At 68.8% G+C, this 21,555-nt stretch carries 18 protein-coding genes; 8 read left to right on the forward strand and 10 right to left on the reverse strand.

What is annotated here, in order from left to right; translation table 11 throughout:
* Positions 1 to 332 precede the first annotated feature (332 nt).
* The 5 genes from PK606_RS07485 to PK606_RS07505 are packed head-to-tail and all read right to left on the reverse strand — an operon-like array spanning position 333 to position 4,351.
* Positions 333 to 1,304, reverse strand: a complete 972-nt coding sequence (locus PK606_RS07485) for an LD-carboxypeptidase (protein WP_324562342.1) — start codon at positions 1,302 to 1,304, stop codon at positions 333 to 335.
* A 45-nt stretch (positions 1,305 to 1,349) separates the two neighbouring features.
* Positions 1,350 to 2,000 carry a hemerythrin domain-containing protein gene (locus PK606_RS07490; protein WP_324562344.1) on the reverse strand — a complete coding sequence of 217 codons (651 nt, stop codon included), beginning with the start codon at positions 1,998 to 2,000 and terminating at the stop codon, positions 1,350 to 1,352.
* Positions 2,001 to 2,040: 40 nt separating this feature from the next.
* Positions 2,041 to 3,438: a tRNA adenosine(34) deaminase TadA gene (gene tadA, locus PK606_RS07495; protein WP_324562347.1), complete on the reverse strand. Its 1,398-nt coding sequence runs from the start codon at positions 3,436 to 3,438 to the stop codon at positions 2,041 to 2,043.
* Positions 3,439 to 3,472: 34 nt separating this feature from the next.
* Complete coding sequence (locus PK606_RS07500; RefSeq protein ID WP_324562349.1) at positions 3,473 to 3,703, reverse strand: hypothetical protein; 231 nt, start codon at positions 3,701 to 3,703, stop codon at positions 3,473 to 3,475.
* A gap of 15 nt (positions 3,704 to 3,718) precedes the next feature.
* Positions 3,719 to 4,351 (reverse strand): FMN-binding negative transcriptional regulator, encoded by a 633-nt coding sequence (locus PK606_RS07505; RefSeq protein ID WP_324562351.1) that lies wholly within the window; start codon positions 4,349 to 4,351, stop codon positions 3,719 to 3,721.
* A gap of 144 nt (positions 4,352 to 4,495) precedes the next feature.
* Between PK606_RS07505 and PK606_RS07510 the strand changes: the two genes are divergently transcribed.
* Genes PK606_RS07510 through PK606_RS07520 form a run of 3 tightly spaced genes read left to right on the forward strand, consistent with a single transcriptional unit; the run spans position 4,496 to position 9,136 of the window.
* A complete protein-coding gene (locus PK606_RS07510) occupies positions 4,496 to 5,608 on the forward strand; it encodes a DUF72 domain-containing protein (RefSeq protein ID WP_324562353.1) in 1,113 nt (370 codons plus the stop codon).
* A gap of 25 nt (positions 5,609 to 5,633) precedes the next feature.
* Positions 5,634 to 6,455 carry a type I methionyl aminopeptidase gene (gene map, locus PK606_RS07515; protein ID WP_324562355.1) on the forward strand — a complete coding sequence of 274 codons (822 nt, stop codon included), beginning with the start codon at positions 5,634 to 5,636 and terminating at the stop codon, positions 6,453 to 6,455.
* A 29-nt stretch (positions 6,456 to 6,484) separates the two neighbouring features.
* Entirely contained in the window at positions 6,485 to 9,136 is a 2,652-nt protein-coding gene (locus tag PK606_RS07520) for a [protein-PII] uridylyltransferase (RefSeq protein WP_324562357.1), read from the forward strand.
* 25 nt (positions 9,137 to 9,161) lie between these two features.
* On the opposite strand, the gene PK606_RS07525 is transcribed toward PK606_RS07520, so the two are convergent.
* Positions 9,162 to 9,509 (reverse strand): cupin domain-containing protein, encoded by a 348-nt coding sequence (locus tag PK606_RS07525; protein WP_324562359.1) that lies wholly within the window; start codon positions 9,507 to 9,509, stop codon positions 9,162 to 9,164.
* Between the two features lie 83 nt (positions 9,510 to 9,592).
* Positions 9,593 to 13,843 carry an ATP-dependent RNA helicase HrpA gene (gene hrpA / locus PK606_RS07530; protein ID WP_324562361.1) on the reverse strand — a complete coding sequence of 1,417 codons (4,251 nt, stop codon included), beginning with the start codon at positions 13,841 to 13,843 and terminating at the stop codon, positions 9,593 to 9,595.
* 214 nt (positions 13,844 to 14,057) lie between these two features.
* On the opposite strand from hrpA, the gene PK606_RS07535 reads away from it, so the two are divergent.
* From PK606_RS07535 to PK606_RS07555, 5 genes are all read left to right on the forward strand, one after another.
* The gene (locus PK606_RS07535) at positions 14,058 to 15,176 is read left to right on the forward strand and encodes a branched-chain amino acid ABC transporter substrate-binding protein (RefSeq protein WP_324562478.1); all 1,119 of its coding nucleotides are present in this window, start codon (positions 14,058 to 14,060) and stop codon (positions 15,174 to 15,176) included.
* A gap of 137 nt (positions 15,177 to 15,313) precedes the next feature.
* Positions 15,314 to 16,240, forward strand: a complete 927-nt coding sequence (livH, locus tag PK606_RS07540) for a high-affinity branched-chain amino acid ABC transporter permease LivH (protein ID WP_324562363.1) — start codon at positions 15,314 to 15,316, stop codon at positions 16,238 to 16,240.
* On the forward strand, positions 16,240 to 17,508 hold the full coding sequence (locus tag PK606_RS07545; RefSeq protein WP_324562366.1) for a high-affinity branched-chain amino acid ABC transporter permease LivM: 1,269 nt from the start codon (positions 16,240 to 16,242) through the stop codon (positions 17,506 to 17,508). Before livH ends, PK606_RS07545 begins: the two co-directional genes overlap by 1 nt.
* Positions 17,508 to 18,284 carry a high-affinity branched-chain amino acid ABC transporter ATP-binding protein LivG gene (gene livG, locus PK606_RS07550; RefSeq protein ID WP_324562368.1) on the forward strand — a complete coding sequence of 259 codons (777 nt, stop codon included), beginning with the start codon at positions 17,508 to 17,510 and terminating at the stop codon, positions 18,282 to 18,284. The genes PK606_RS07545 and livG overlap by 1 nt, the downstream gene beginning before the upstream one ends.
* On the forward strand, positions 18,284 to 18,994 hold the full coding sequence (locus tag PK606_RS07555; RefSeq protein ID WP_324562370.1) for an ABC transporter ATP-binding protein: 711 nt from the start codon (positions 18,284 to 18,286) through the stop codon (positions 18,992 to 18,994). Before livG ends, PK606_RS07555 begins: the two co-directional genes overlap by 1 nt.
* Before the next feature lie 246 nt (positions 18,995 to 19,240).
* Here the strand turns inward: PK606_RS07555 and PK606_RS07560 are convergent, their stop codons facing one another.
* Genes PK606_RS07560 through PK606_RS07570 form a run of 3 tightly spaced genes read right to left on the reverse strand, consistent with a single transcriptional unit; the run spans position 19,241 to position 21,540 of the window.
* Positions 19,241 to 19,894 (reverse strand): nucleotidyltransferase family protein, encoded by a 654-nt coding sequence (locus PK606_RS07560; protein WP_324562372.1) that lies wholly within the window; start codon positions 19,892 to 19,894, stop codon positions 19,241 to 19,243.
* Positions 19,894 to 20,943 (reverse strand): XdhC family protein, encoded by a 1,050-nt coding sequence (locus tag PK606_RS07565; protein WP_324562375.1) that lies wholly within the window; start codon positions 20,941 to 20,943, stop codon positions 19,894 to 19,896. Before PK606_RS07565 ends, PK606_RS07560 begins: the two co-directional genes overlap by 1 nt.
* Before the next feature lie 27 nt (positions 20,944 to 20,970).
* Entirely contained in the window at positions 20,971 to 21,540 is a 570-nt protein-coding gene (locus tag PK606_RS07570; RefSeq protein WP_324562378.1) for an SRPBCC family protein, read from the reverse strand.
* Positions 21,541 to 21,555 lie beyond the last annotated feature (15 nt).

Consider the following 21,555-nt stretch of genomic DNA (forward strand, 5'->3'; position numbering starts at 1 on the left):
ACGCTTGAGCATCAAGCCAATACCTGTCCGTGGGATGGGGTCAAGACCAACTTCAGACACACACCACGACTTGCAGTTAGATTCGGGCTTGTGTGCAGTTCAGCGAGGAAAAATAGCCAGGAATCACGAAGTGGTTGAAGAGTGAAGCAGCAAGGTGAAGCAACGAGGGCTCAAGCCCTTTTTTGAAGCCCAGGCTACTTCATACAATGTGTATTATGTTAATAATGCTATGGGGTTGGCTGTATATTTGCGTCCGCGTCGCGTGACGCTTGCCTGATGCCTCACGTCCTTGCACTGGCGATGTCGCTCACGCAAAAGCGCATCGACTGGCTTCAATGCTGATGTCCCCACAACAACAGCGCATCCCGGCCTTCGACCAGCAGATCGATCTTCGCGCCCACCGGCAGCAGCACCTTGGTCGGCACATGGCCGAATGGCAGGCCGGTCAGCACGGGGATCTTGAGCTGGCTGCGCAGCCACTCGAACACCTTGCGCATCGAATAGCCGCGGTCGTGCGGCGCCAGGCGGTATTCGGTGAACTGGCCGAGCACGATGGCGCGCTGCTGCGCCAGCACACCGGCGTGCAGCAACTGCGCCAGCATGCGTTCGATGCGGTACGGGTGCTCGCCGACGTCCTCCAGGAACAGCACGCCGCCGCGCACGTCGGGCCACCAGGGCGTGCCGAGCAGCGACACCACCATGGTCAGGTTGCCGCCCCACAAGGGCGCGCGATGTGCCAGCGAGCCGCTGCGGTTCGCCAGGGCGGCGAGGTCGGACGCCGGCAGGCGCCAGCCGGTGCCCTCGCCTGCTCCGCTCACCATGTCGTCGAAACAGGCCAGCATGATCTCGTCCGGCGTGGCAGCTCCGGGCTTGCCGCCGTGGCCGTCGGCTGCATCAGCGGTGTCGGCAGCGCCGAAGCCTTCCAGCAACGCCGGGCCGGCCCAGCTGATGGTGCCGGTCCGGGCCAGCAAGGCCAGCTGCAGCACGGTGAAGTCGCTCAAACCGACGAAGCGCATGCCCTTGTCGGCCGCGCGAGCCAGTTGGCGGTAGGGCAGCTCGGGCAGCAGCCGGGTCAGCCCGTAGCCGCCGCGCGTGACCAGCGCCACGTCGGCGCCGCTGGCCGCCGCGCGCCCGATCGCCGCCAGCCGGGTCGCATCGTCGCCGGCGAAGCGCTGGTGGGTCGTGAGGGCCGCCGGGTCGATCTCGACCTCGTGCCCCAGCGCCTGCAGACGCTTGACACCGCGCCGGAACGCCGCACGGTCGCGCACGGCGCCGGAAGGGGAATAAACGTAGATGTGGGACATGGGCTTGACCGGGAAACGGGGCGTTCGGCGGGTCAGTCGCTGCCTTCACCTCAGGTGAAACTCTTCCCACTCGAGATCCGTCCACCACTCGGCTTCGAGCCCGTCGCAGGTCTCGCCATGGGCTCGGCACATGAAACAACCGTCACCGCGCGTGAGCGCATTGTCCTCCAGGGGCGGGTAGCGGGCCGGCAGATCCGCAGCGCCGTCGCGCGCAGCCGCTTCCGCATCGGTCATCGGCCGATCCGGCAGTTCGAGGATGCCGCTGCGCTGGAGCCGCTCGGTCCCCTCCACGAACAGGACCGAGTTTTCCGCGTCGATATGGCGCCAGAGCGCGTGCGAGTAGCGCACCGCCATGGATCGAAGCTGCTCGCGATCGGCATCGGATTCCGGCTGGCGGTCGAGCAACGGCGTCAGCTCGCGCATCCAGCCTTCCATCTCGGCATGCTCGCGCAGGAAGGCGCGCACCGGACCGCGGTCGCCCGGCAGTTCAGCCTCCTTCACCAGCGCATCGAGGAACACGCGCTCCTCCCGGTCGTGATGGAAGTGGCCGGCGAACTGGGTGAAGAATGCAGCGAACCGCCTGCCGTCATCCGGGTCGGCCGTGCCGTCGCAGAGCCGGTCGACGTAGGTGCGCAAGGAGCCGAGCACCTGGTCGATCAGCACGTGTTCTTCCTGGAATATGTCGATCAGCTTCATGGTTGATGCCTCCTGATGGCCCCATTCTTGCCCAAACCGGCTAGAGACGGCGCACAGCCTGCTCGGCAATGTCCGCGCCCTGCTCGGGGACGAAGTGACCGCCCTGCTCCACCCGGATCGGCTCCGGGCAATTCCGGATGTCCGCGCGCAGCTGTTCCATCACCGGCCAGCCCAGGACCGGGTCCTGCACGCCGACGGCCATGAGGCTGCGCCCCTGCCAGTGGTCGCGCCAGAACGCCCGTGCGGCGCGGGATGTCGCGGCCCCGTCATCATCCGGCTGCTCAGGAACCAGCCGCGGGAACGCGCGCGTGGCGGCGCGATGACCGGCATCGGGAAACGGCGCCCTGTAGGCGGCGCATTCCGCCGCACTGAGCTGCGGGTTGCCGCGTGCCAGCAGCTGTCCGATGTCGTATGCGGCATTTTTGGCACACCACTCGCGCCAGGCCATAAAGCCGGGCGGCAGCGGAGTGTTGCCGGTGGCCAGCAGCGTGTTCATCACCAGCAGGCTGGCGTAGCGCGTGGGCGCGCCTATCGGCAGCGTCAGGCCCAGGACGCCGCCCCAGTCCTGCACGACGAGCACGATGCGTTGCAAGTCCAGCCGTTCGACCAGTTCCAGCAATACCTGGCGATGCCAGCCAAAGCTGTGCCCGGATTCCTTCTTGGGCTTGTCACTGCGGCCGAAACCGATCAGGTCCGGCGCCACCACGCGGTCGCCGGCGGCCAGGAACACCGGGATCATGTGCCGGTACAGATAGCTCCAGCTCGGGTTGCCGTGCAGGCACAGCCAGGTGCGCGGCGCGCCAACCGGCCCCTCGTCCAGGTAGTGCAGGCGCAGGCCATTGAGCGCCGGCAGGTCGCTGACATAGTGGGGCGCCCACGGATAGCCCGGCAGATCGGCGAAGGCGCTGTCGGGGGTGCGCAGCGCATCGTCCCGCAGCGGACTGGGGTTGACGCGGCGCGGCGCGAAGAATCCGCGCAGCAGTGCCGCGCATGCATCCGCCAGCACGCCGCCCTGAACCCGCGTCTGATGGTTCAGGCGTGTGTCGGCGAACAGATCGACGACCGAACCGGCCGCGCCGGTGCGCGGGTCGGCGGCGCCGTACACCACGCACTCCAGCCGCGCGTGCAGCATGGCGCCGGCGCACATCGCGCACGGCTCCAGCGTCACGTAGAGCGCGCAGCCATCGAGCCGGTAGTTGCCCAGCGCGGCAGCCGCCATGCGCAGCGCGGCGATTTCAGCATGGGCGGTCGGGTCGTGCGTGCCGATCGGCGCGTTGCGGCCGCTGGCGATGATGCGCCCCGCCCGCACCACCACGGCGCCGACTGGCACCTCGCCGGCCGCAGCGGCGGCGCGGGCTTCGGCCAGCGCCCACTGCATGGCTTCGGTGTCGCTGGCGACGATCTGGCCGATGGCCTGGGATGGATCGGGCGTCGTCATGTGGCGTGGCGCCGGCGAGCTTCGGCGGCGCGGCTCATTTCGCGTCCTCCGGCAACTCACGCCGGACTTGCATGGCCTCGTCCAGTTGCCGCTTGAATTGCTGGATCTGTCGCTGCGGCGCCGGCCCATCGTTGCCGGGCGACGACGCCGCCCCGGATGCGGCGGGCGATGAGGCAGGCCACCGGGTGCCGCCAAGCTGCTGCTGCACCAGCCAGCCGACGATCATCAGCGCCAGCAGCAGACCAAGCAGACCCAATGCGCGCATGACGACGGCCCGGCATCAAGCGCTGGGTGGCGCCAGGCCCAGTGTCTGCATCCAGGCTGCCAGCGCACGCTCATCGAGCGTGCCGCCGGCGTAGCTGGCGTGCATGGCCGCGTGCGATTCCTTGCGGTGCTGGTTCAGCTTGAGCTTGCACTGCCAGTCGTCGACCTTCAGTTCGAAGGCGACGATGCCGGCCAGCAGCTTGTGCTGTAGTTCGGGGTCGATGCCGCGCCATTGCTCAGCATAGGCGGGTTCGTGGTCGCCGATCAGGCATTTCAGCAAGCGATCCTTGCCGGCCTCGTCCTCGTGCGCCAGCAGCCGTGCGCTGACGCTGCAGTGCACCGCGAGGTAGTTCCAGGTCGGCACGCGCGCCAGGTCCGGGTACACGCGCGGCGACATGTAGGCGTGCGGGCCGAGGAAGGTCACCGTGGCGCGCGGCCTGGCCTGCAGCTGGCGCCATTGCGGGTTGGGTCGCGCCACGTGCCCGAGCAGCGTGAACCCGCCGTCCTCTTCCACCAGGTGCAGCGGCAGTTGCGTAACGAAAGGCTGGCCGTCGTCGTCCAGCGTGATCAGGCTGGCGAAAGGGTGCTCGCGCATCAGCCGTGCAGCAAGCCGTGGGTCCTGGCTGGCGAACTGGGGTGGCAGGTACATGATGCGCAGCATGGTAGCGCAGGCCATGCGCGAGGCGGAGCGCCTATGCTGTCGGAGCGATCGGCTGCAAGCAGCCGGACGCAGAGGACACCAGGATTTCGCACCAGGACGCGACAGGACGCAGAACAAGCATGTGGAGCAGCCGTGGTTTCGCCGCACAGTGACCAGGCGGGTCTGTTCGAATCGGCGCCGCCAGCGCCGGAGGCCGGGCCGAATGGCGCCCGCGACTCGCTGCCCCGCCGCACGCGCGAGCAGGCAAAGGGCGTGCAGGCGGTTGCGCCCTTGCCCGGGCTGATCGCGCTCGCCGGCGCACTGCCGCCACGCCTGCACCTGGGCACCTCGTCCTGGAATTTCCCCGGCTGGAACGGCCTGGTCTGGGACGGTGACTACGCTGAAGGTAGACTGTCCAAGGATGGCCTCACGGCCTACGCCCGGCATCCGCTGCTGCGCAGCGTCAGCCTGGACCGTGTGTTCTATCGACCGCTCACCGCCAGCCAGTACGCACGCTATGCCACGCAGGTGCCGGCGGACTTCCGCTTCGTCGTCAAGGCGCCGGCGCTGGTGACGGACGCCTGGGTGCGCGCCGAGGATGGCCGCGGCATGGAACCCAATCCGGCCTTTCTGAGCCATGAGCTGGCCTGGCGCGAGTTCGTCGAACCCGCGCTGCAAGGGCTGGGTACGCGCGTCGGCGCGCTGGTGTTCCAGATCAGCCCCCTGCCCCGCTCGTTGCTGGCCGATCTGCCCGCCGTGATCGAGCGCATCGGCGCCCTGCTGGCCGCGCTGCCGGCCTTGCAGCCGCAGGCGCCCGATGGTGTGCTGGCTGTCGAGCTGCGCGATGCGGCGTTCCTGTCGGCCGAGCATGCGCCGCTGCTGGCCCGGGCGCTGCGTGCCGCGCGCACGCACAATGCAGTGACCTACTGCCTCGGCCTGCACGCCAGGATGCCGCCGATCGAGCAGCAGTCGCCGTTACTGCGGGCGCTCTGGCCGGGCCCGCTGGTGTGCCGCTGGAACCTGCACCGCCAGCATGGCGCGCACGGCTACGAAGCCGCCAAGCGCAGCTACGAACCTTTCGACCAGCTGGTCGACCCCGACCCGCACACGCGCGCCGCGCTGGCCCGGGTCATCGCCGGCACCACCGGCGGCGGCCACAGTGCCTACGTCACGATCAACAACAAGGCCGAGGGCAGCGCGCCGCGCTCGGTGGTGGCGCTGGCGGAGGCGGTGCAACGGCTATCGCCGACGGCCCAGCAGGGCTGAACACCCGATGGGATAATTTGCCGCCATGACCATCACCATCAAGGACGAGGCCGGCATTGCAGGCATGCGCGAGGCCTGCCGCCTGGCGTCGGAAGTGCTGGACAGCATCACGCCGCACATCAAGCCGGGCATCACCACACTGGAGATCGATCGCCTGAGTGCCGCGGCGATGGCGGCGCAGGGCACGCGCTCGGCCACCGTGGGCTACCAGCCGCCGGGCTATCCGCCCTACCCCGGCCACGTCTGCACCTCGGTCAACCACGTGGTCTGCCACGGCATTCCGGCCGACAAGCCGCTGAAGAAAGGCGACATCGTCAACGTCGACGTCACCGTCATCACCGAGGACGGCTGGTACGGCGACAACAGCCGCATGTTCGAGATCGGCGAGGTGTCGATCGCCGCCAGGCGCCTGTGCGCGCTGACCTTCGATGCCATGTGGCTGGGCATCGAGCAGGTGCGCCCGGGCGCGCGGCTGGGCGACATCGGCCACGCGATCCAGAAGTTCGTCGAGGGCCACGGCCTGTCGGTGGTGCGCGAGTTCTGCGGCCACGGCATCGGCCAGCGCTTTCACGAGGATCCACAGGTGCTGCACTACGGCAAGCCGGGCACCGGCGAGGAACTGCTGCCGGGCATGACCTTCACCATCGAGCCGATGATCAACATCGGGCGGCGCGACATCAAGGAAATGCCCGATGGCTGGACCATCGTCACCAAGGACCGCAGCCTGTCGGCGCAGTGGGAGCACACCGTGCTGGTGACGCCGAGCGGCTACGAGGTGCTGACGCTATCAAGCGGCAGCCCGGCGATCCCCGACTTCGTCAAGGGCATGGAGCGCGCCGCCGCCTGACGCGGCCCCTGAAGCGGCGCTTCCCAGCGATGCACGCCGACGTCGACACGCCTGCCGCTGCGCTGCCGGCGGATGATTTCCGCGCCCGCAAGCAGCAGTTGCTGCAGGCGTTGCGGCGCAGCCATGCCGGCCTGCGCGGTGCGCGTGCCGGCCTCAGGCGCCTGACGCTGCTGGTCGATGAAGCCCTGCGCGGACTGTGGGCCCAGGCCGGCTTCGACGCCGATTGCGCGCTGCTGGCGGTGGGCGGCTACGGGCGCGGCGAGCTGTACCCGTATTCCGACGTCGACGTGCTGGTGCTGCTGCCGGCCGGAGCCAACCCGGCGGTCGACACCGCACTGCGCCAGCGCATCGAGGGCTTCATCAGCGCCTGCTGGGACAGCGGGCTGGAGATCGGCTCCAGCGTCCGCACCGTGAACGACTGCCTGAGCGTGGCGCGCAACGACGTCAGCGTGCAGACCGCCTTGCTGGAGGCGCGCCTGATCACCGGCAGCCGCGCACTGTTCAGGGAATTCCGGCGCTGCTACACGGCCGTGCTGGACCCGCTGGATTTCTTCACCGCCAAGCGGCTGGAGATGCGCCAGCGCCACATCAAGTACGAGGACACGCCCTACGCGCTTGAGCCGAATTGCAAGGAGTCGCCCGGCGGCCTGCGCGACCTGCAGGTGATCCTGTGGACCGCCCGCGCCGCCGGCATCGGCGACCGTTGGCAGGACCTGCGCAGCGCCGGCCTGGTGACGGCGCACGAGCTGCGCCAGCTGCGCCACAACGAGGCCGTGCTGGCACTGATCCGCACCCGGCTGCACCTGGTCGCCGGCCGGCGCGAGGACCGGTTGGTGTTCGACCTGCAGAACACGGTGGCCGAGTCGCTGCGCTTCAAGCACCGGCTGGATGGTGACGGCCGCATCGTCACCCGCGCCAGCGAACTGCTGATGCGCCAGTACTACTGGGCCGCCAAGGCGGTGACCCAGCTCAACCAGCTGCTGCTGCAAAGCATTGAGGAGCACCTGCGCCGCAAGCGCGGCGAGCCCGAGCCGAACCTGCGCCGCATCAACAAGCGCTTTTTCGACAAGGACGGCATGATCGAGGTCGCCAGCGACGACCTGTACCAGCGCACGCCGCAGGCCATCCTCGAGACCTTTCTGCTGTACGCGCAGACGCCCAGCATCAAGGGCCTGTCGGTACGCACCCTGCGCGCGCTCTACAACGCCCGCAAGCTGATGGACCGGAACTTTCGCGACGACCCGGTCAACCGCAAGACCTTCCTGGCCATCCTGCAGCAGCCGCAGGGCATCACGCACGCGTTCCGGCTGATGAACCAGACCTCGGTGCTGGGGCGCTACCTGTGGGCGTTCCGCCGCATCGTCGGCCAGATGCAGCACGATCTGTTCCACGTCTACACGGTGGACCAGCACATCCTGATGGTGCTGCGCAACATGCGGCGCTTCTTCATCGCCGAGCACGCGCACGAATACCCGTTCTGCTCGCAGCTGGCGGCCGGCTGGGACAAGCCGTGGCTGTTGTACGTGGCCGCGCTGTTCCACGACATCGCCAAGGGCCGTGGTGGCGACCATTCAGACCTGGGCGCGCACGAGGTGCAGCGTTTCTGCCGCCAGCACGGCATCCAGCGGCAGGATGCCGACCTGATCGAGTTCCTGGTGCGCGAGCACCTGGCCATGAGCCGCATTGCGCAGACCGAGGACCTGAGCGATCCCGAGGTGATCGCCGCCTTCGCGCAGCGCGTCGGCAACGAGCGCCGACTCACCGCGCTCTACCTGCTCACGGTGGCCGACGTGCGCGGCACCAGCCCCAAGGTCTGGAACGCCTGGAAGGGCAAGCTGCTGGAAGACCTGTACAAGCTTACCGTGCGCGCGCTGGGCGGACGTGCACCCGACGCCAACGCGCTGATCGAGTCGCGCAAGCGCGCCGCGCTCAAGCAGCTGGCCAGGATGGCGAACGGCGCCGAGCCGGCGCACGCGCCCCCGGCGCTGTGGGCCACGCTCGATGTCAGCTACTTCATGCGGCATGACGCCGGCGACATCGCCTGGCATGCCGAGCAGCTGGCCGGCCATGTGCAAGCCGGCGCCGCCGCGCCCGAGCAGGCCCTGGTGCGCGCGCGCCTGTCGCCGGTCGGCGAAGGCCTGCAGGTGATGGTCTACGTGCACGACCGGCCGGACCTGTTCGCGCGCATCTGCGGCTACTTCGACCGCGCCGGCTTCTCGATCCTCGACGCCAAGATCCACACCACGCGCAAGGGCTACGCGCTCGACACCTTCCAGGTCGTCAGCCAGCTGGTGCCGGAGGAGGATTCTCGGGAATTCGTCCTCATGGTCGAGGCCGAGCTGCCCAATGCCATCGAAAGCCAGGGGCCGCTGCCGGCACCGCGCCTGGGCCGTGTGTCACGCCGGGTGCGCAACTTCCCGGTGGCACCGCGCATCGATCTGCGGCCGGACGAGAAAGGCCAGCGCTGGGTGCTGAGCGTGACCGCCAGCGACCGCCTGGGCCTGCTCTACGGCATCGCCCGCGTGCTGGCGGCGCACCACATCGACCTCGAACTGGCCAAGATCACCACCCTGGGCGAACGCGTCGAGGACGTGTTCCTGCTGCAGGGCGCGTCGCTGCAGCACAGCAAGACGCAGCTGGCGATCGAGCAGGAACTGATGGAGGTGCTGGAGGCGCAGTAGCGCCCCGGTGCCCCGCCCCGCAGCCTCAGTTCTTCACTTCCTTGATCATCACCAGCAGCATCTTGAAGCGGCCCTGCGGGTGCACCGCGTGCGGGATGTTGGCCGGCATCAGCAGCGACTGGCCTTCTGCCACCTGGTAGTGCTGGCCGGCCACCATGATGTCGGCCGAACCCTCCACCCCGATCACCAGGGCATCGAACGGCGCCGTGTGTTCGCTCAGGCCTTCGCCGCCCTCGAAGGCGAACAGCGTCACGCTGCCGCCGCTGTTCTTGACCAGCATGCGGCTGACGATGGCCTGTGGCTGGTAGCTCAGCAGGGTTTTCAGGTCCTCGACCTGGGGTGCGGCCTGAGTCGGCTTGGTGTCGTTGCTCACGGTGGTTCTCCGGTTGATCAAGGTGGATGCGGGGAAACGAAACCGGGCTGATTATGGGTCGGCGCCGAGCCCAGCCGTCGAACCTAGCCCTGCACCTGCGCCCACACCTTGTCCAGCCGCTTGATGCTCACCGGTTGCGGCGTGCGCAGCTCCTGCGCGAAGAAGCTCACGCGCAGTTCCTCCAGCAGCCAGCGCAGCTCCTGCAGACGCGCGTCCTGCTGGCCCTTGCGCTCGGCCACCAGACGCCAGAAGCGCTGGTCCTGCGTGCGCACCTCGGCCATGCGCTGGGCGTCGCGCGCCGGGTCGGCGCGCAGCTTGTCGAGCCGCAGCACGATGGCCTTGAGGTAGCGCGGGAAGTGCTGCAGCGCGGACCACGGCGTCGCAGCGAGGAAGTTCTTCGGCATCAGGCGCTGCAACTGCTCGCTCGCGTCCCGAGTGGCGTCGGCCGAGTTCCGCGTGTCCTTGATCTTGCGCGCCGCGCTGGCGTATTCGCCGAGGATCACGCCGGCCAGGCGCGCGATCTCGTTGGCGATCAGGGTCAGGCGGGCGCGGCCTTCTTCCATGCGTTGCCTGAATTCGGCCTCGTTCATCGGCAGCGGCTCGACAAGGAAGGCGCGCTCCAGCGCGACGTCGATGATCTGCTGGCGCAGCTCTTCGGCCGTGCCGAGCGGCATGTAGGCGACCGACATCTTCTGCAAGTCAGGCACGTTCTTTTCGAGGTACTTGAGCGCGTCCCTGAGCTGCAACGCGAACAGGCGGCGCAGGCCAACGCGGTGCTTTGCCGCGGCGAGTTCGGGTTCGTCGAAAACCTCGATAGTGACGGCGTCGCCGGCGTCGATCAGAGCCGGAAAACCGATCAGCGTCTGCCCCTTGCGGCGGATTTCCATCAGCTCGGGGAGCTCACCGAAGTCCCAAGTGGTGTGGTGGGTGTCGGCGGATGCCGTCGTGCCCTCGCTTTTCTTGATGGCTGCCTGCGCCTGGGCGGCGGGTGCGGAAGGCGCTTCTCGACCCGAACCCGCCGGGGGCGCGGCGATCTCCACCTTGGCCACTTTCAGGCCCGCCAGCGCCTGGAACGCGCCGCGCGCCTCGCCGCCCAGTTCGGCCTTCAGCGCCGCCAGGTTGCGCCCCTGCCCGCGCTGGCGGCCATGCTCGTCAACCACGCGGAAGTTCATGAACAGGTGCGCCGGCAGCATGTCGAGCTTGAAGTCGGTGCGCCTGACATCCAGGCCGGTGGCCTCGCGCACCAGTTTGAGCAGCGCATCGGTCAGGCTGCCGTGGCCGAAGGCTTCCGGTGTGCCCAGCACCTCGTTCAGCCGCGCCGCGCTCTCGGGCAGCGGCACGAAGCGGCTGCGCGGCCGCTGTGGCAGGCTTTTCAGCAGCGCCTGGATCTTGGGCTTCAGCATGCCCGGCACCAGCCATTCGCAGCGCGCCTCGCTGACCTGGTTCAGCACGAACAGCGGCACGGTGACGGTGAGGCCGTCCTTGGCATCGCCCGGTTCATGCAGGTAGCTGGCGGCGCAGTCGACGCCACCCAGGCGGATCATCTTCGGGAAAGCGGCGCTGGTGATGCCCGCCGCCTCGTGGCGCATCAGCTCCTCGCGCGTCAGCTGCAGCAGCTTCGGGTTCGCCTGGCTGGCTTCGCGCCACCAGCGCTCGAAGTCGCGGCCGTTGCTGATGCCGGCCGGGATCTGGCTGTCGTAGAAGGCATAGATCAGCTCGTCGTCGACCAGCACGTCCTGGCGCCGGCTCTTGTGCTCGAGTTCCTCGACCTTGGCGATCGCCCGCTGGTTCGCTTGCAGGAACGGCAGGCGGCGCGTCCAGTCGTCCGGCCACTCGCTGTTCACCAGCGCCTCGCGGATGAAGATCTCGCGCGCGGCCTGCGGGTCGACCGCGCCGTAGCTCCGGCGCCGGCCGCTGTAGACCACCAGCCCGTACAGCGTGGCGCGCTCCAGGGCAACCACGTCCTGCGCCTTCTTTTCCCAGTGCGGCTCCAGCAACTGCTTCTTCAAGAGGTGGCCACCGACCTCCTCCAGCCACTGCGGCTCGATGGTCGCGATGCCGCGGCCGAACAGCCGCGTGGTCTCCACCAGTTCGGCGGCGACGATCCACCTGCCGGGTCGCTTGCTCAGGTGCGCACCGGGATGGCGGTGGAACTTGATGCCGCGCGCGCCCAGGTATTCGCCGCTGGCGGCGTCGTCGCTCTCCAGCTTGTGGCCCACGTTGCCCAGCAGACCGGCGAGCAGGGACTTGTGCAACGCCTCGTAGCCAGCGGAAACATGCCCCCACGCTCCGCGCTGCGCGTCTGCGCTGCCCCCCGAGGGGGCCGAGCCCGGCTTGGGGCGGCCCGGCGCCGGGCCGCGTGCGTTTTCCATCCACCCGTGCTCGGCGACGACGGTGTGCAACTGCGTGTGGATGTCGCGCCATTCGCGCACGCGGCGCACGCTGATGAAGTTCTGGCGCAGCAGGTTCTCCCACTGACGGTTGCTGAGCTTGTGGGTCGGCTGGTCAGCGACCGCTGGCGCGGCAGCCGACCCGCCCAGCGCCTTGCGCGCTGCCTCCATCGCCAGCGCGGCACGCTGCGCTGCGGGCAACGCGACCAGGTTGGCAGACTTCCTGACTGCGCCCTTGCCCTCGGCTGCCGCCATTTCGCGCCGCGTACGGACGACTTGCCCCCCGCGCGCATCGTGCAGCCACTTCCACAGCCGCAGATAGCCCGAGAACTCGCTCTTCTCGTCGTCGAACTTGGCGTGCGCCTGGTCGGCCTGCGCCTGTTGCTCCAGCGGCCGGTCGCGCACGTCCTGCACGCTGAGGGCGGCGGCGATGACCAGCACCTCGCGCAGCGCGCCGCGCTCGCGCGCCGCCAGGATCATGCGCCCGACGCGCGGATCCAGCGGCAGGCGGGACAGCTCGTGGCCCAGGGCAGTGAGCGCCTGCGCCTCGTCCATCGCACCCAGCTCCTGCAGCAGTTGGATGCCGTCGGCGATGGCCCGGCCGGACGGCGCGTCGAGAAAGGGAAAATCCCCCACCCGCCCGCCCTCGCCGCCCAGGTGCAGGCTCTTCATGCGCAGGATCACCGCCGCCAGCGAGGAGCGCAGGATCTCCGGGTCGGTGAAGCGCGGTCGGCCGGCGAAGTCCTTCTCGTCGTACAGCCGGATGCAGATGCCGTCGCTGACACGCCCGCAGCGCCCGGCTCGCTGGTTGGCCGCGGCCTGGCTCACCGGCTCGACCAGCAGCTGCTCCACCTTGCTGCGGTAGCTGTAGCGCTTGACGCGCGCCGTGCCCGGGTCGATGACGTACTTGATGCCCGGCACCGTGAGCGAGGTCTCGGCCACGTTGGTGGCGATGACGATGCGCGGTGCGCCGTGGGTGTCGAACACGCGGTCCTGCTCGGCCTGGCTCAGGCGCGCGAACAGGGGCAGCACTTCGGCGCCGCGCGTCAGCGGGCTGCGCGCCAGGTGGCCGCGCAGATGCTCGGCGGCGTCGCGGATCTCGCGTTCGCCCGGCAGGAAGATCAGGATGTCACCGGCAGGACGACCCGTCCATACTTCATCCACCGCCTCGGCGATGGCGTCGTTCAGGTCGTGATCGCGGCTTTCCTCGAACGGCCGCCAGCGCTGCTCGACCGGGTACATGCGCCCCGACACCAGCAGGACCGGTGCTGGAACGAGGCCCCCACGCTCCACGGCTTCGCCTGTTGCGCTGCCCCCCGAGGGGGCTGCCCCGCCTTGGGGCGGCCCGGCGGCGGGGCGCCTCGGCATCGCGAAGTGCTGCGCGAAGCGGTCGGCGTCGATGGTGGCCGAGGTCACGATCAGCTTCAGGTCCGGTCGCCTGGGCAGGATCTGCTTCAGGTAGCCAAGCAGGAAGTCGATGTTCAGGCTGCGCTCGTGCGCCTCGTCGATGATCAGCGTGTCGTAGTTCTTCAGCAGCGGATCGGTCTGCGTTTCGGCCAGCAGGATGCCGTCGGTCATCAGCTTGATGCTGGCGCCGGCCGACAGGCGGTCGTTGAAGCGCACCTTGTAGCCGACCACTTCGCCCAGCGGCGTCTTCAGCTCGTCCGCGATGCGCCGGGCCACGCTGGTGGCGGCGATGCGGCGCGGCTGCGTGTGGCCGATCAGCCGGCCGCGCTGCCCTGGCGGGGCGTTCATGCGCCCGCGCCCCATGGCCAGTGCGATCTTGGGCAGTTGCGTGGTCTTGCCCGAGCCGGTCTCGCCGCAGACCACCACCACCTGGTGGCTGCGCAGCGCCGCCTCGATATCGGCGCGGCGCGCCGATACGGGCAGGTCGGGGGGAAACTCGATCGTCGGCTGGAGCGCGCCGGAAGCTGGCTGGGACATGAAGGCCCCGATTATCCCAACGCGCCGGCAGCGGTGCCGCCCGCCTGCCCCGCCCCGCCCCGCCATTGACCCAATCGGGATTGCGTGATTCCGCCCGGGGGCGCTAAGCCGGTAGACTCGTGGTTCCCAGCCAGGCCGGCCGCGCGCCATGGCGCTGCTCTTTCATCAGCGTGCCGATGCCTGTTTTCTGAATCGATTGAATGAGAGGGACATGATGAAAACGGCTTTCCGCATGAAGAACGTTGCCGCCGCCCTGGGCGTCGCCGGCCTGCTGGCCTTCACCAGCGCCCACGCCCAGATCAAGATCGCCACCGTCATCCCGGCCACCGGCCCGCTGACGCAGTATGGTGACATGATCAAGGAAGGCGTGAACACGGCGGTCGAGCTGGCCAACGCCGCCGGCGGCGTGAATGGCAAGAAGATCGAGGTCGTCACCGTGGACGACGCCTGCGAGCCCAAGCAGGGCCCGGTGGCCGCCAACCGCGTGGTCAACGACAAGATCCACTACGTGGTCGGCCCGGTGTGTTCGGGCGCGTCGATCGCCGCCGCGCCGATCTACAACAACGAGGGCGTGGTGGTGGTGACCCCCTCGGCCACCTCGCCCAACCTGACCGACGGCAAGAACTACCACTACATCTTCCGCACCATCGGCCGCGACGACCAGCAGGGCCCCTCGGCCGCCAAGTTCATCACCAGCAAGATCAAGCCCAAGAAGGTCGCCGTGCTGCACGACAAGCAGTCCTACGGCCAGGGCATTGCCGCCGCCGTGCGCGACGACCTGAAGAAGGCCGGCGTCGACGTGACGCTGTTCGAGGGCATCAACGCCGGCGACAGCGACTACTCGGCCGTCATCACCAAGCTCAAGAGCGCGGGCGCGGACTTCGTCTACTACGGCGGCTACCACCCCGAGATGGGACTGCTGCTGCGCCAGGCCGGCGAGCAGGGCCTGAAGGTCAAGATGATGGGGCCCGAGGGCGTGGGCAACCCGGAGATCAACGCCATTGCCGGCCCGGCCGTCGAGGGCATGCTGCTGACGCTGCCGGCCGACTTCGCCGCCAACCCGAAGAACGCCGCCGTGGTGAAGGCCTTCAAGGACAAGAAGCGCGATCCCTCGGGAGCGTTCCAGCTCACCGCCTATGCCGCCACCCAGGTGATCCTGGACAGCATCAAGGCCGTCGGCGACGACCCGAAGAAGGTGGCCGACCACCTGCACAAGACCAGCTTCGACACTCCGCTGGGCAACATCTCCTGGGATGCCAAAGGCGACCTGAAGTCGTTCGAGTTCCAGGTGTTCGAGTGGCACAAGGACGGCAGCAAGTCGGTCGTCAAGTAAGGCACACCCGCTCCCCAGAGGCCTGATCGCGCGCCCCGGCGTCTTTTCCCCGTCCAAGTCCGGGGCAGACCCCGGGGTGCCGTCCGTTGCGGGGCCCGCACGGCCTCGCGATTCCCGCGTTCATCGAGAGGCTGCGCATGTCCGACTTCCTGGCCCAACTGATCCAGCAGCTGTTCAACGGCCTGTCGCTGGGTGCGATCTATGCGCTGATCGCGATCGGCTACACGATGGTGTACGGCATCATCGGCATGATCAACTTCGCCCACGGCGAGATCTACATGATCGGCGGCTACGTCGGCCTGGTCACGCTGTCGGCCATCGGCGTGCAGAGCGGGCTGCCGATCTGGCTGGTGATCTCATTGATGCTGCTGATGGCGGTGCTGGTGACCGGCGCCTACGGCTACGCGGTCGACCAGCTGGCCTACCGGCCGCTGCGCAACAGCCCGCGCCTGGTGCCGCTGATCTCGGCCATCGGCATGTCGATCTTCCTGCAGAACTGGGTCGCGCTGGGCCAGGGCGCGCGCGACATGGCGGTGCCCTCGCTGATCCCGGGCGCGTTCCGCTTCGGTGGCGACGGCGGCTTCGAGATCTTCGTGCCCTATTCGCGCGTGCTGGTGATCGTGGTCACCACGGTGCTGATGGTGCTGCTGACGCTGTACATCCGCGGTTCGCGCATGGGCCGGGCCTCGCGCGCCTGCTCACAGGACATGCACATGGCCAGCCTGCTGGGCATCGACACCAACCGCGTGATCTCTTTCACCTTCGTGCTGGGCGCCATGCTGGCGGCCGTCGGCGGTGTGCTGATCGCGCTGGCGGTGGGCAAGCTCAACCCGTTCATCGGCTTCATTGCCGGCATCAAGGCCTTCACGGCGGCGGTGCTGGGCGGCATCGGATCGATCCCGGGCGCCATGCTGGGCGGCGTGCTGCTGGGCGTGGCCGAGACGCTGGCGGCCGCCTACATCTCGTCCGAGTACAAGGACATCGTGGCCTTCGTCGTGCTGGTGCTGGTGCTGCTGGTGCGCCCCAGCGGCCTGCTCGGCAAGCCCGAGGTGGAGAAAGTCTGATGAGCGCCGCCGCCACCTCCCTCCGTGCGCGTCCCGACTGGCGCCAGAGCCTGACCCAGGCCATCATGGCCAGCGTACTGACGGCGCTGCTGGTGATCCCCATCTTCGGTCTGCGGCTTGAGCGCGCCGGCGTGCGCACCGTGCTGGAGCCGCACTGGGACAAGGTCGCCTGGGCCTGCCTGGCGGTGTTCACGGTGCAACTGCTGCGCCCCTGGCTGGCCGGCCTCGGCGGCACGCGCCGCATCCCCTGGCCGGAGCTGCCCACGGTGTCGGCGCGCCGGCGCAACGTACTGCTGGCGCTGACCATGATCGTTGCCGTCACCTGGCCCTTCATGGCCGGCCGCAACGCGGTCGACATCGCCACGCTGGCGCTGATCTACGTCATGCTCGGCCTCGGCCTGAACATCGTGGTCGGCTTTGCCGGCCTGCTGGACCTGGGCTTCGTCGGCTTCTACGCCACCGGCGCCTACACCTACGCCATGCTCTACCACTGGGCCGGCTGGGGCTTCTGGGAGGCGCTGCCGCTGGCCGGCGCGGTATCGGCGCTGTTCGGCTACGTGCTGGGCTTTCCGGTGCTGCGCCTGCGCGGCGACTACCTGGCCATCGTGACGCTGGGCTTCGGCGAGATCATCCGCCTGCTGCTGGTCAACCTGACCGACTACACCGGCGGGCCGGACGGCATCTCGGGCATCCCGAAGCCGACCCTGTTCGGCCTCGAGATGACGCGCAACGCCAGCACCGAGGGCGCCACCACCTTCCATCAGTTCTTCGGGCTCGAGTTCAACTCGCTGCACATGGTGATCCTGCTGTACCTGATGGCGCTGGTGCTGGCGGGGCTGACGCTGTGGATCTCCAACCGGCTGATCCGCATGCCGATCGGCCGCGCCTGGGAGGCGCTGCGCGAGGACGAGATCGCCTGCCGCTCGCTCGGCCTGAACCCGATGACGATCAAGCTGTCGGCGTTCACGCTGGGCGCCATGTTCGCCGGCTTCGGCGGCGCCTTCTTTGCCGCGCGCCAGGGCATCGTCAACCCCGAGTCCTTCACCTTCATCGAGTCGGCGCTGATCCTGGCGATCGTGGTGCTCGGCGGCATGGGCTCGCAGATGGGTGTCATCCTGGCGGCCATCTTGCTCACTGTGCTGCCCGAGTTGGCGCGCGAGTTCGCCGAGTACCGCATGCTGGTGTTCGGCCTGGTGATGATCGTGATGATGGTGTGGCGCCCGCAGGGCCTGCTGCCCATGAAACGGCACCAGGTGGAGATCGAGTGATGGCCGCCGGCGACGACAACTTCCTGCAGGTCGAGGACCTGAACATGCGCTTCGGCGGCCTGTTGGCCGTCGACGGCATCGGCTTCAGCGTCCGCGAGCGCGAGATCTTCGCCATCATCGGCCCCAACGGCGCCGGCAAGACGACGGTGTTCAACTGCATCAGCGGCTTTTATCGCCCCACCACCGGCCGCATCCGCCTGCAGGGGCGCGATCTGGCTGGCCTGGGCAGCCACGTCGTGGCCCGGCACGGCGTGGTGCGCACCTTCCAGAACGTGCGCCTGTTCAAGAACATGACGGTGCTGGAGAACCTGCTGGTGGCCCAGCACCGGCACCTGCGTACCTCGCTGCCGGCGGGCCTGTTCGCCACGCGCAGCTACCGTGAGAGCGAGCAGAAGGCGCTCGACCGCGCGCTGCGCTGGCTCGATGACATGGAACTGCGTGAGTTCGTCAACCGCGAGGCCGGCACCCTGGCCTACGGCCACCAGCGCCGGCTGGAGATCGCGCGCTGCATGGTCACCGAACCGCGCGTGCTGATGCTCGACGAGCCAGCCGCCGGCCTGAACCCGCAGGAAAAACGCGACCTGCAGGACATGATCCGGCGGCTGCGCGACCGGCACGACCTGGCGGTGCTGCTGATCGAGCACGACATGAGCCTGGTGATGGGTGTGTCCGAGCGCATCCTGGTGATGGAGCACGGCCGCCCGATCGCCCTGGATCAGCCCGAGGCGATCCGCCAGGACCCGCGCGTGATCAAGGCCTACCTGGGAGAAGAATGATGGCGGTCATGCTGGAGGTGAAGGACCTGAGCACCCACTACGGCGCCGTCTGCGCGGTGGACAAGGTCAGCCTGCATGTCGACACCGGCGAGATCGTGTCGCTGATCGGCTCCAACGGCGCCGGCAAGACCTCGCTGCTGATGACCGTGTGCGGCAACCCGCGCGCCAGCAGCGGCCGCGTGATCCTGGAAGGCCAGGACGTGACCCTGATGCCCTCGCACCTGATCATGCGCAAGGGCATTGCCGTCTCGCCCGAGGGACGGCGCGTGTTCCCGCAGCTGACGGTGACCGAGAACCTGCAGATGGGCGGCTTCTTTCTCGACACGGCGCAGATCGCTGAGGGCATCGAGCACGTGTTCGCGCTGTTCCCACGCCTGCGCGAGCGCGCGACGCAGCGCGCCGGCACGCTCTCGGGCGGCGAGCAGCAGATGCTGGCGATCGGCCGCGCGCTGATGAGCAAGCCGCGCCTGCTGCTGCTGGACGAACCGACGCTGGGCCTGGCGCCGCTGGTCATCGCGCAGATCTTCGAGATCATCCAGTCGATCCGCGACGAGGGCGTGACGGTATTCCTGGTCGAGCAGAACGCCAACCGCGCGTTGCAGATCGCCGACCGCGGCTACGTGCTGGAGAACGGCCGCCTGGTGCTGGAAGACACCGGCGCCAACCTGCTGAAGAACGACGCCGTGCGCAAGGCCTACCTGGGCGGCTGAACCCGGGTCACCCTAGAAACGGCAGTGGGATGCGCCCGAGCGTGCCGCGATGGGCGTGCCAGGCAAGGCGAGACGACGCCGCAGGCTCGTGCCTACAAGGACGAGCAACGCGGCATGGTGCGGCCAGCGCGGTGCGATCGGGTGCATAGCGCGCTCACCCAACCGGTGAACGTGATCGAAGTCGTGAAAGTCAGCACGCATGCGGGTTGCCCAAGGATGGCGAGCGGTCAACTGCTGTTTCTAGGGTCACTCGGCCCAGTTGAGCTGCACGCCCTGCTCGGCCGCCAGCCGCGCCACGTCGGCCTCGGTGTCGATGTCGGTGGTGCAGCGGGCGTGATCGAGCGCCAGCGCCTGTACCTGCGCCGCATGCGTGCGGCGCCATTCGCGCACGCCCTCGCCGCCCTGCCCGGCGGCCACGGTGCGGCGCACGGCCGGGCCGAACACCAGCGGGTGGCCGGGCTGGCCCTGGTGCGTCGGCAGCACCAGCTCGACGCCGGGCGCCCGCCCGGCCCAGGCATCCAGGATGGCGCGGACGTCCTGCGCCTGCAGCAGCGGCTGGTCGGCCAGTGCGACCAGCACGCCGTCCAGATCGGGCGGCAGCGCGGCCAGGCCGCAGCGGGTCGAGCCGCCCTGCCCGGCGTCCGGCTCGGCGTTGTGCACCCATTGCAGCCGCTCCGGCGCCCCCAGCGTATCGCGCAGGCGCTGCAGCACCAACTCGATGCGTTCAGCGTGATGGCCGAGCACCACCACCACCGGTGCCACGCCGGACTGAAGCAGCAGGCGCAGCGTGCGCTCGATCAGCGGCATGCCCTCGTTCTGCAGCAGGCACTTCGGGCGGTAGCCCATGCGCCGGCCGGCACCGGCGGCCATGACGATGGCGCCGATGCGCTCGGCTCGCATCAGCCGACGTAGCAGACCGGCGCGCCGGCGTCGCTGAAGGCCACGCCTTGCGTGTCCTTCACGTGGGCGATGTCCATGTCGCGCGGCAGCGCCACGCCGTTCTTCACCGCCAGCACCTCGGCCATGATGCTGACAGCGATCTCGGGCGGGGTCTTGCTGCCGATGTAGATGCCGATCGGCCCGCGCAGCGTCTTCAGGCTGTCCTCGGTCTGCTCAAAGTGCTCGATCATGCGCTCACGGCGCAGCGCGTTGTTGCGCCGGCTGCCGATGGCGCCGACGTAGAAGGCCTCGGTCTTGATCGCCTCCAGCAGCGCCAGGTCGTCCAGCTTGGGGTCGTGCGTCAGCGCCAGCACGCAACTGCGGCCATCGGGCTTGAAGTCGAGCACCACGTCGTCGGGCATGCGGGCGTCAACGGTCGCGCCCTTCACGCTCCAGGCGCCGCGGTATTCCTCGCGCGGATCGCACACGGTGACGGTAAAGCCGCAGAACAGCGCCATCGTCGCCAGGTACTCGCCTAGCTGGCCGGCGCCGATCAGCAGCATGCGGTAGCCGGGGCCGAAGGTGTTAATCAGCTCGGTCTCGTCGACGCTCAGTTCATCGGGCTCGTCCGCCGGCGCTTGCGTGACCGTGCCGTCGGACAGGCGCACGCTGCGGCGGATCAGGCGTCCGGCGTCCAGCGCCTCGACCAGCTCGGCCAGTGCCTGCGGGTCGGGATCGTATTCCAGCAGCACCTCCAGCGTGCCGCCGCAGGGCAGTCCGAAGCGGTGCGCTTCGTCCGCCGTGACGCCGTACTTGGCGAACTGCGGCGGGCCGGTCGGACCGATCGCGTCCTTGGCACCGGGGTGGGTGTAGCGAGCGATCAGGTCGTCCTCGATGCAGCCGCCCGACACCGAGCCGACCACCGCGCCGCTGCCGGCCAGCGCCATGATCGAGCCGACCGGGCGCGGCGAGGAACCCCAGGTGCGCACCACCGTGGCCAGCAGGGCCGGCTTGCCGGCCAGCCGCCAGTCGCGCAGCGCGCGCAGCACCGTCAGATCAAGGTTATCCATGGCTGGACCTCCTTTGGGTCATTCGCTTCAACTTCGCAGCAGCCAGTATCCCAGCAGCAGCACGATCGCGCCAGCGATCCACACCCATGCCGGCACTCCGCGCGCGGGTTGTGCCACTGCGGCCGGCGCGGCTTCTGCGCCGGCCGGGGCCGGATGGCGCTGCTGCATTTCCTCGTCGAAGCGCTTGAAGAAGTTCTCGGCCGTCGACTTGGCGACGCCGTCGATCAGGCGCTGGCCGACCTGGGCGATCTTGCCGCCCACCGTGGCATGCACCGTGTAGCCCAGTTCGCAGCCGGCGTCGTTGGGCGTCAGCACGACCTTGGCGCTGCCCTTGCCGAAGCCGGCGGCCCCGCCGTTGCCCTCGAAATTGAGCGTGTAGCTCTCGGGTGCATTGACGTCGGCCAGTTGGATGTTGCCCTTGAACTTGGCCGACACCGGGCCGACCTTGATCGCATTGACCAGCGCATAGGCGTTCTCGCCCGTGGCCTCGATGCTGTCGCAGCCGGGGATGCAGGCCTTCAGCACCTCGGGGTCGTTCAGCGCTTGCCAGGCCTGTTGCTGCGTCACGGCGAGTTGCCTGCTGCCTTGCATGTCCATGGGATGATTCTCCGT

It is taken from the genome of Ottowia sp., assembly GCF_035444425.1.
In the GTDB taxonomy this organism is placed as follows: Bacteria; Pseudomonadota; Gammaproteobacteria; order Burkholderiales; family Burkholderiaceae_C; genus Ottowia.

Coding starts and splice junctions, on each gene's coding strand:
- PK606_RS07485 (WP_324562342.1), bottom strand. CDS start 1,304: ATGTCCCACATCTACGTTTATTCCCCTTCCGGCGCCGTGCGCGACCGT.
- PK606_RS07490 (WP_324562344.1), bottom strand. CDS start 2,000: ATGAAGCTGATCGACATATTCCAGGAAGAACACGTGCTGATCGACCAG.
- tadA (WP_324562347.1), bottom strand. CDS start 3,438: ATGACGACGCCCGATCCATCCCAGGCCATCGGCCAGATCGTCGCCAGC.
- PK606_RS07500 (WP_324562349.1), bottom strand. CDS start 3,703: ATGCGCGCATTGGGTCTGCTTGGTCTGCTGCTGGCGCTGATGATCGTC.
- PK606_RS07505 (WP_324562351.1), bottom strand. CDS start 4,351: ATGTACCTGCCACCCCAGTTCGCCAGCCAGGACCCACGGCTTGCTGCA.
- map (WP_324562355.1), top strand. CDS start 5,634: ATGACCATCACCATCAAGGACGAGGCCGGCATTGCAGGCATGCGCGAG.
- PK606_RS07520 (WP_324562357.1), top strand. CDS start 6,485: ATGCACGCCGACGTCGACACGCCTGCCGCTGCGCTGCCGGCGGATGAT.
- hrpA (WP_324562361.1), bottom strand. CDS start 13,843: ATGTCCCAGCCAGCTTCCGGCGCGCTCCAGCCGACGATCGAGTTTCCC.
- PK606_RS07535 (WP_324562478.1), top strand. CDS start 14,058: ATGAAAACGGCTTTCCGCATGAAGAACGTTGCCGCCGCCCTGGGCGTC.
- livH (WP_324562363.1), top strand. CDS start 15,314: ATGTCCGACTTCCTGGCCCAACTGATCCAGCAGCTGTTCAACGGCCTG.
- PK606_RS07545 (WP_324562366.1), top strand. CDS start 16,240: ATGAGCGCCGCCGCCACCTCCCTCCGTGCGCGTCCCGACTGGCGCCAG.
- livG (WP_324562368.1), top strand. CDS start 17,508: ATGGCCGCCGGCGACGACAACTTCCTGCAGGTCGAGGACCTGAACATG.
- PK606_RS07555 (WP_324562370.1), top strand. CDS start 18,284: ATGGCGGTCATGCTGGAGGTGAAGGACCTGAGCACCCACTACGGCGCC.
- PK606_RS07560 (WP_324562372.1), bottom strand. CDS start 19,894: ATGCGAGCCGAGCGCATCGGCGCCATCGTCATGGCCGCCGGTGCCGGC.
- PK606_RS07565 (WP_324562375.1), bottom strand. CDS start 20,943: ATGGATAACCTTGATCTGACGGTGCTGCGCGCGCTGCGCGACTGGCGG.
- PK606_RS07570 (WP_324562378.1), bottom strand. CDS start 21,540: ATGGACATGCAAGGCAGCAGGCAACTCGCCGTGACGCAGCAACAGGCC.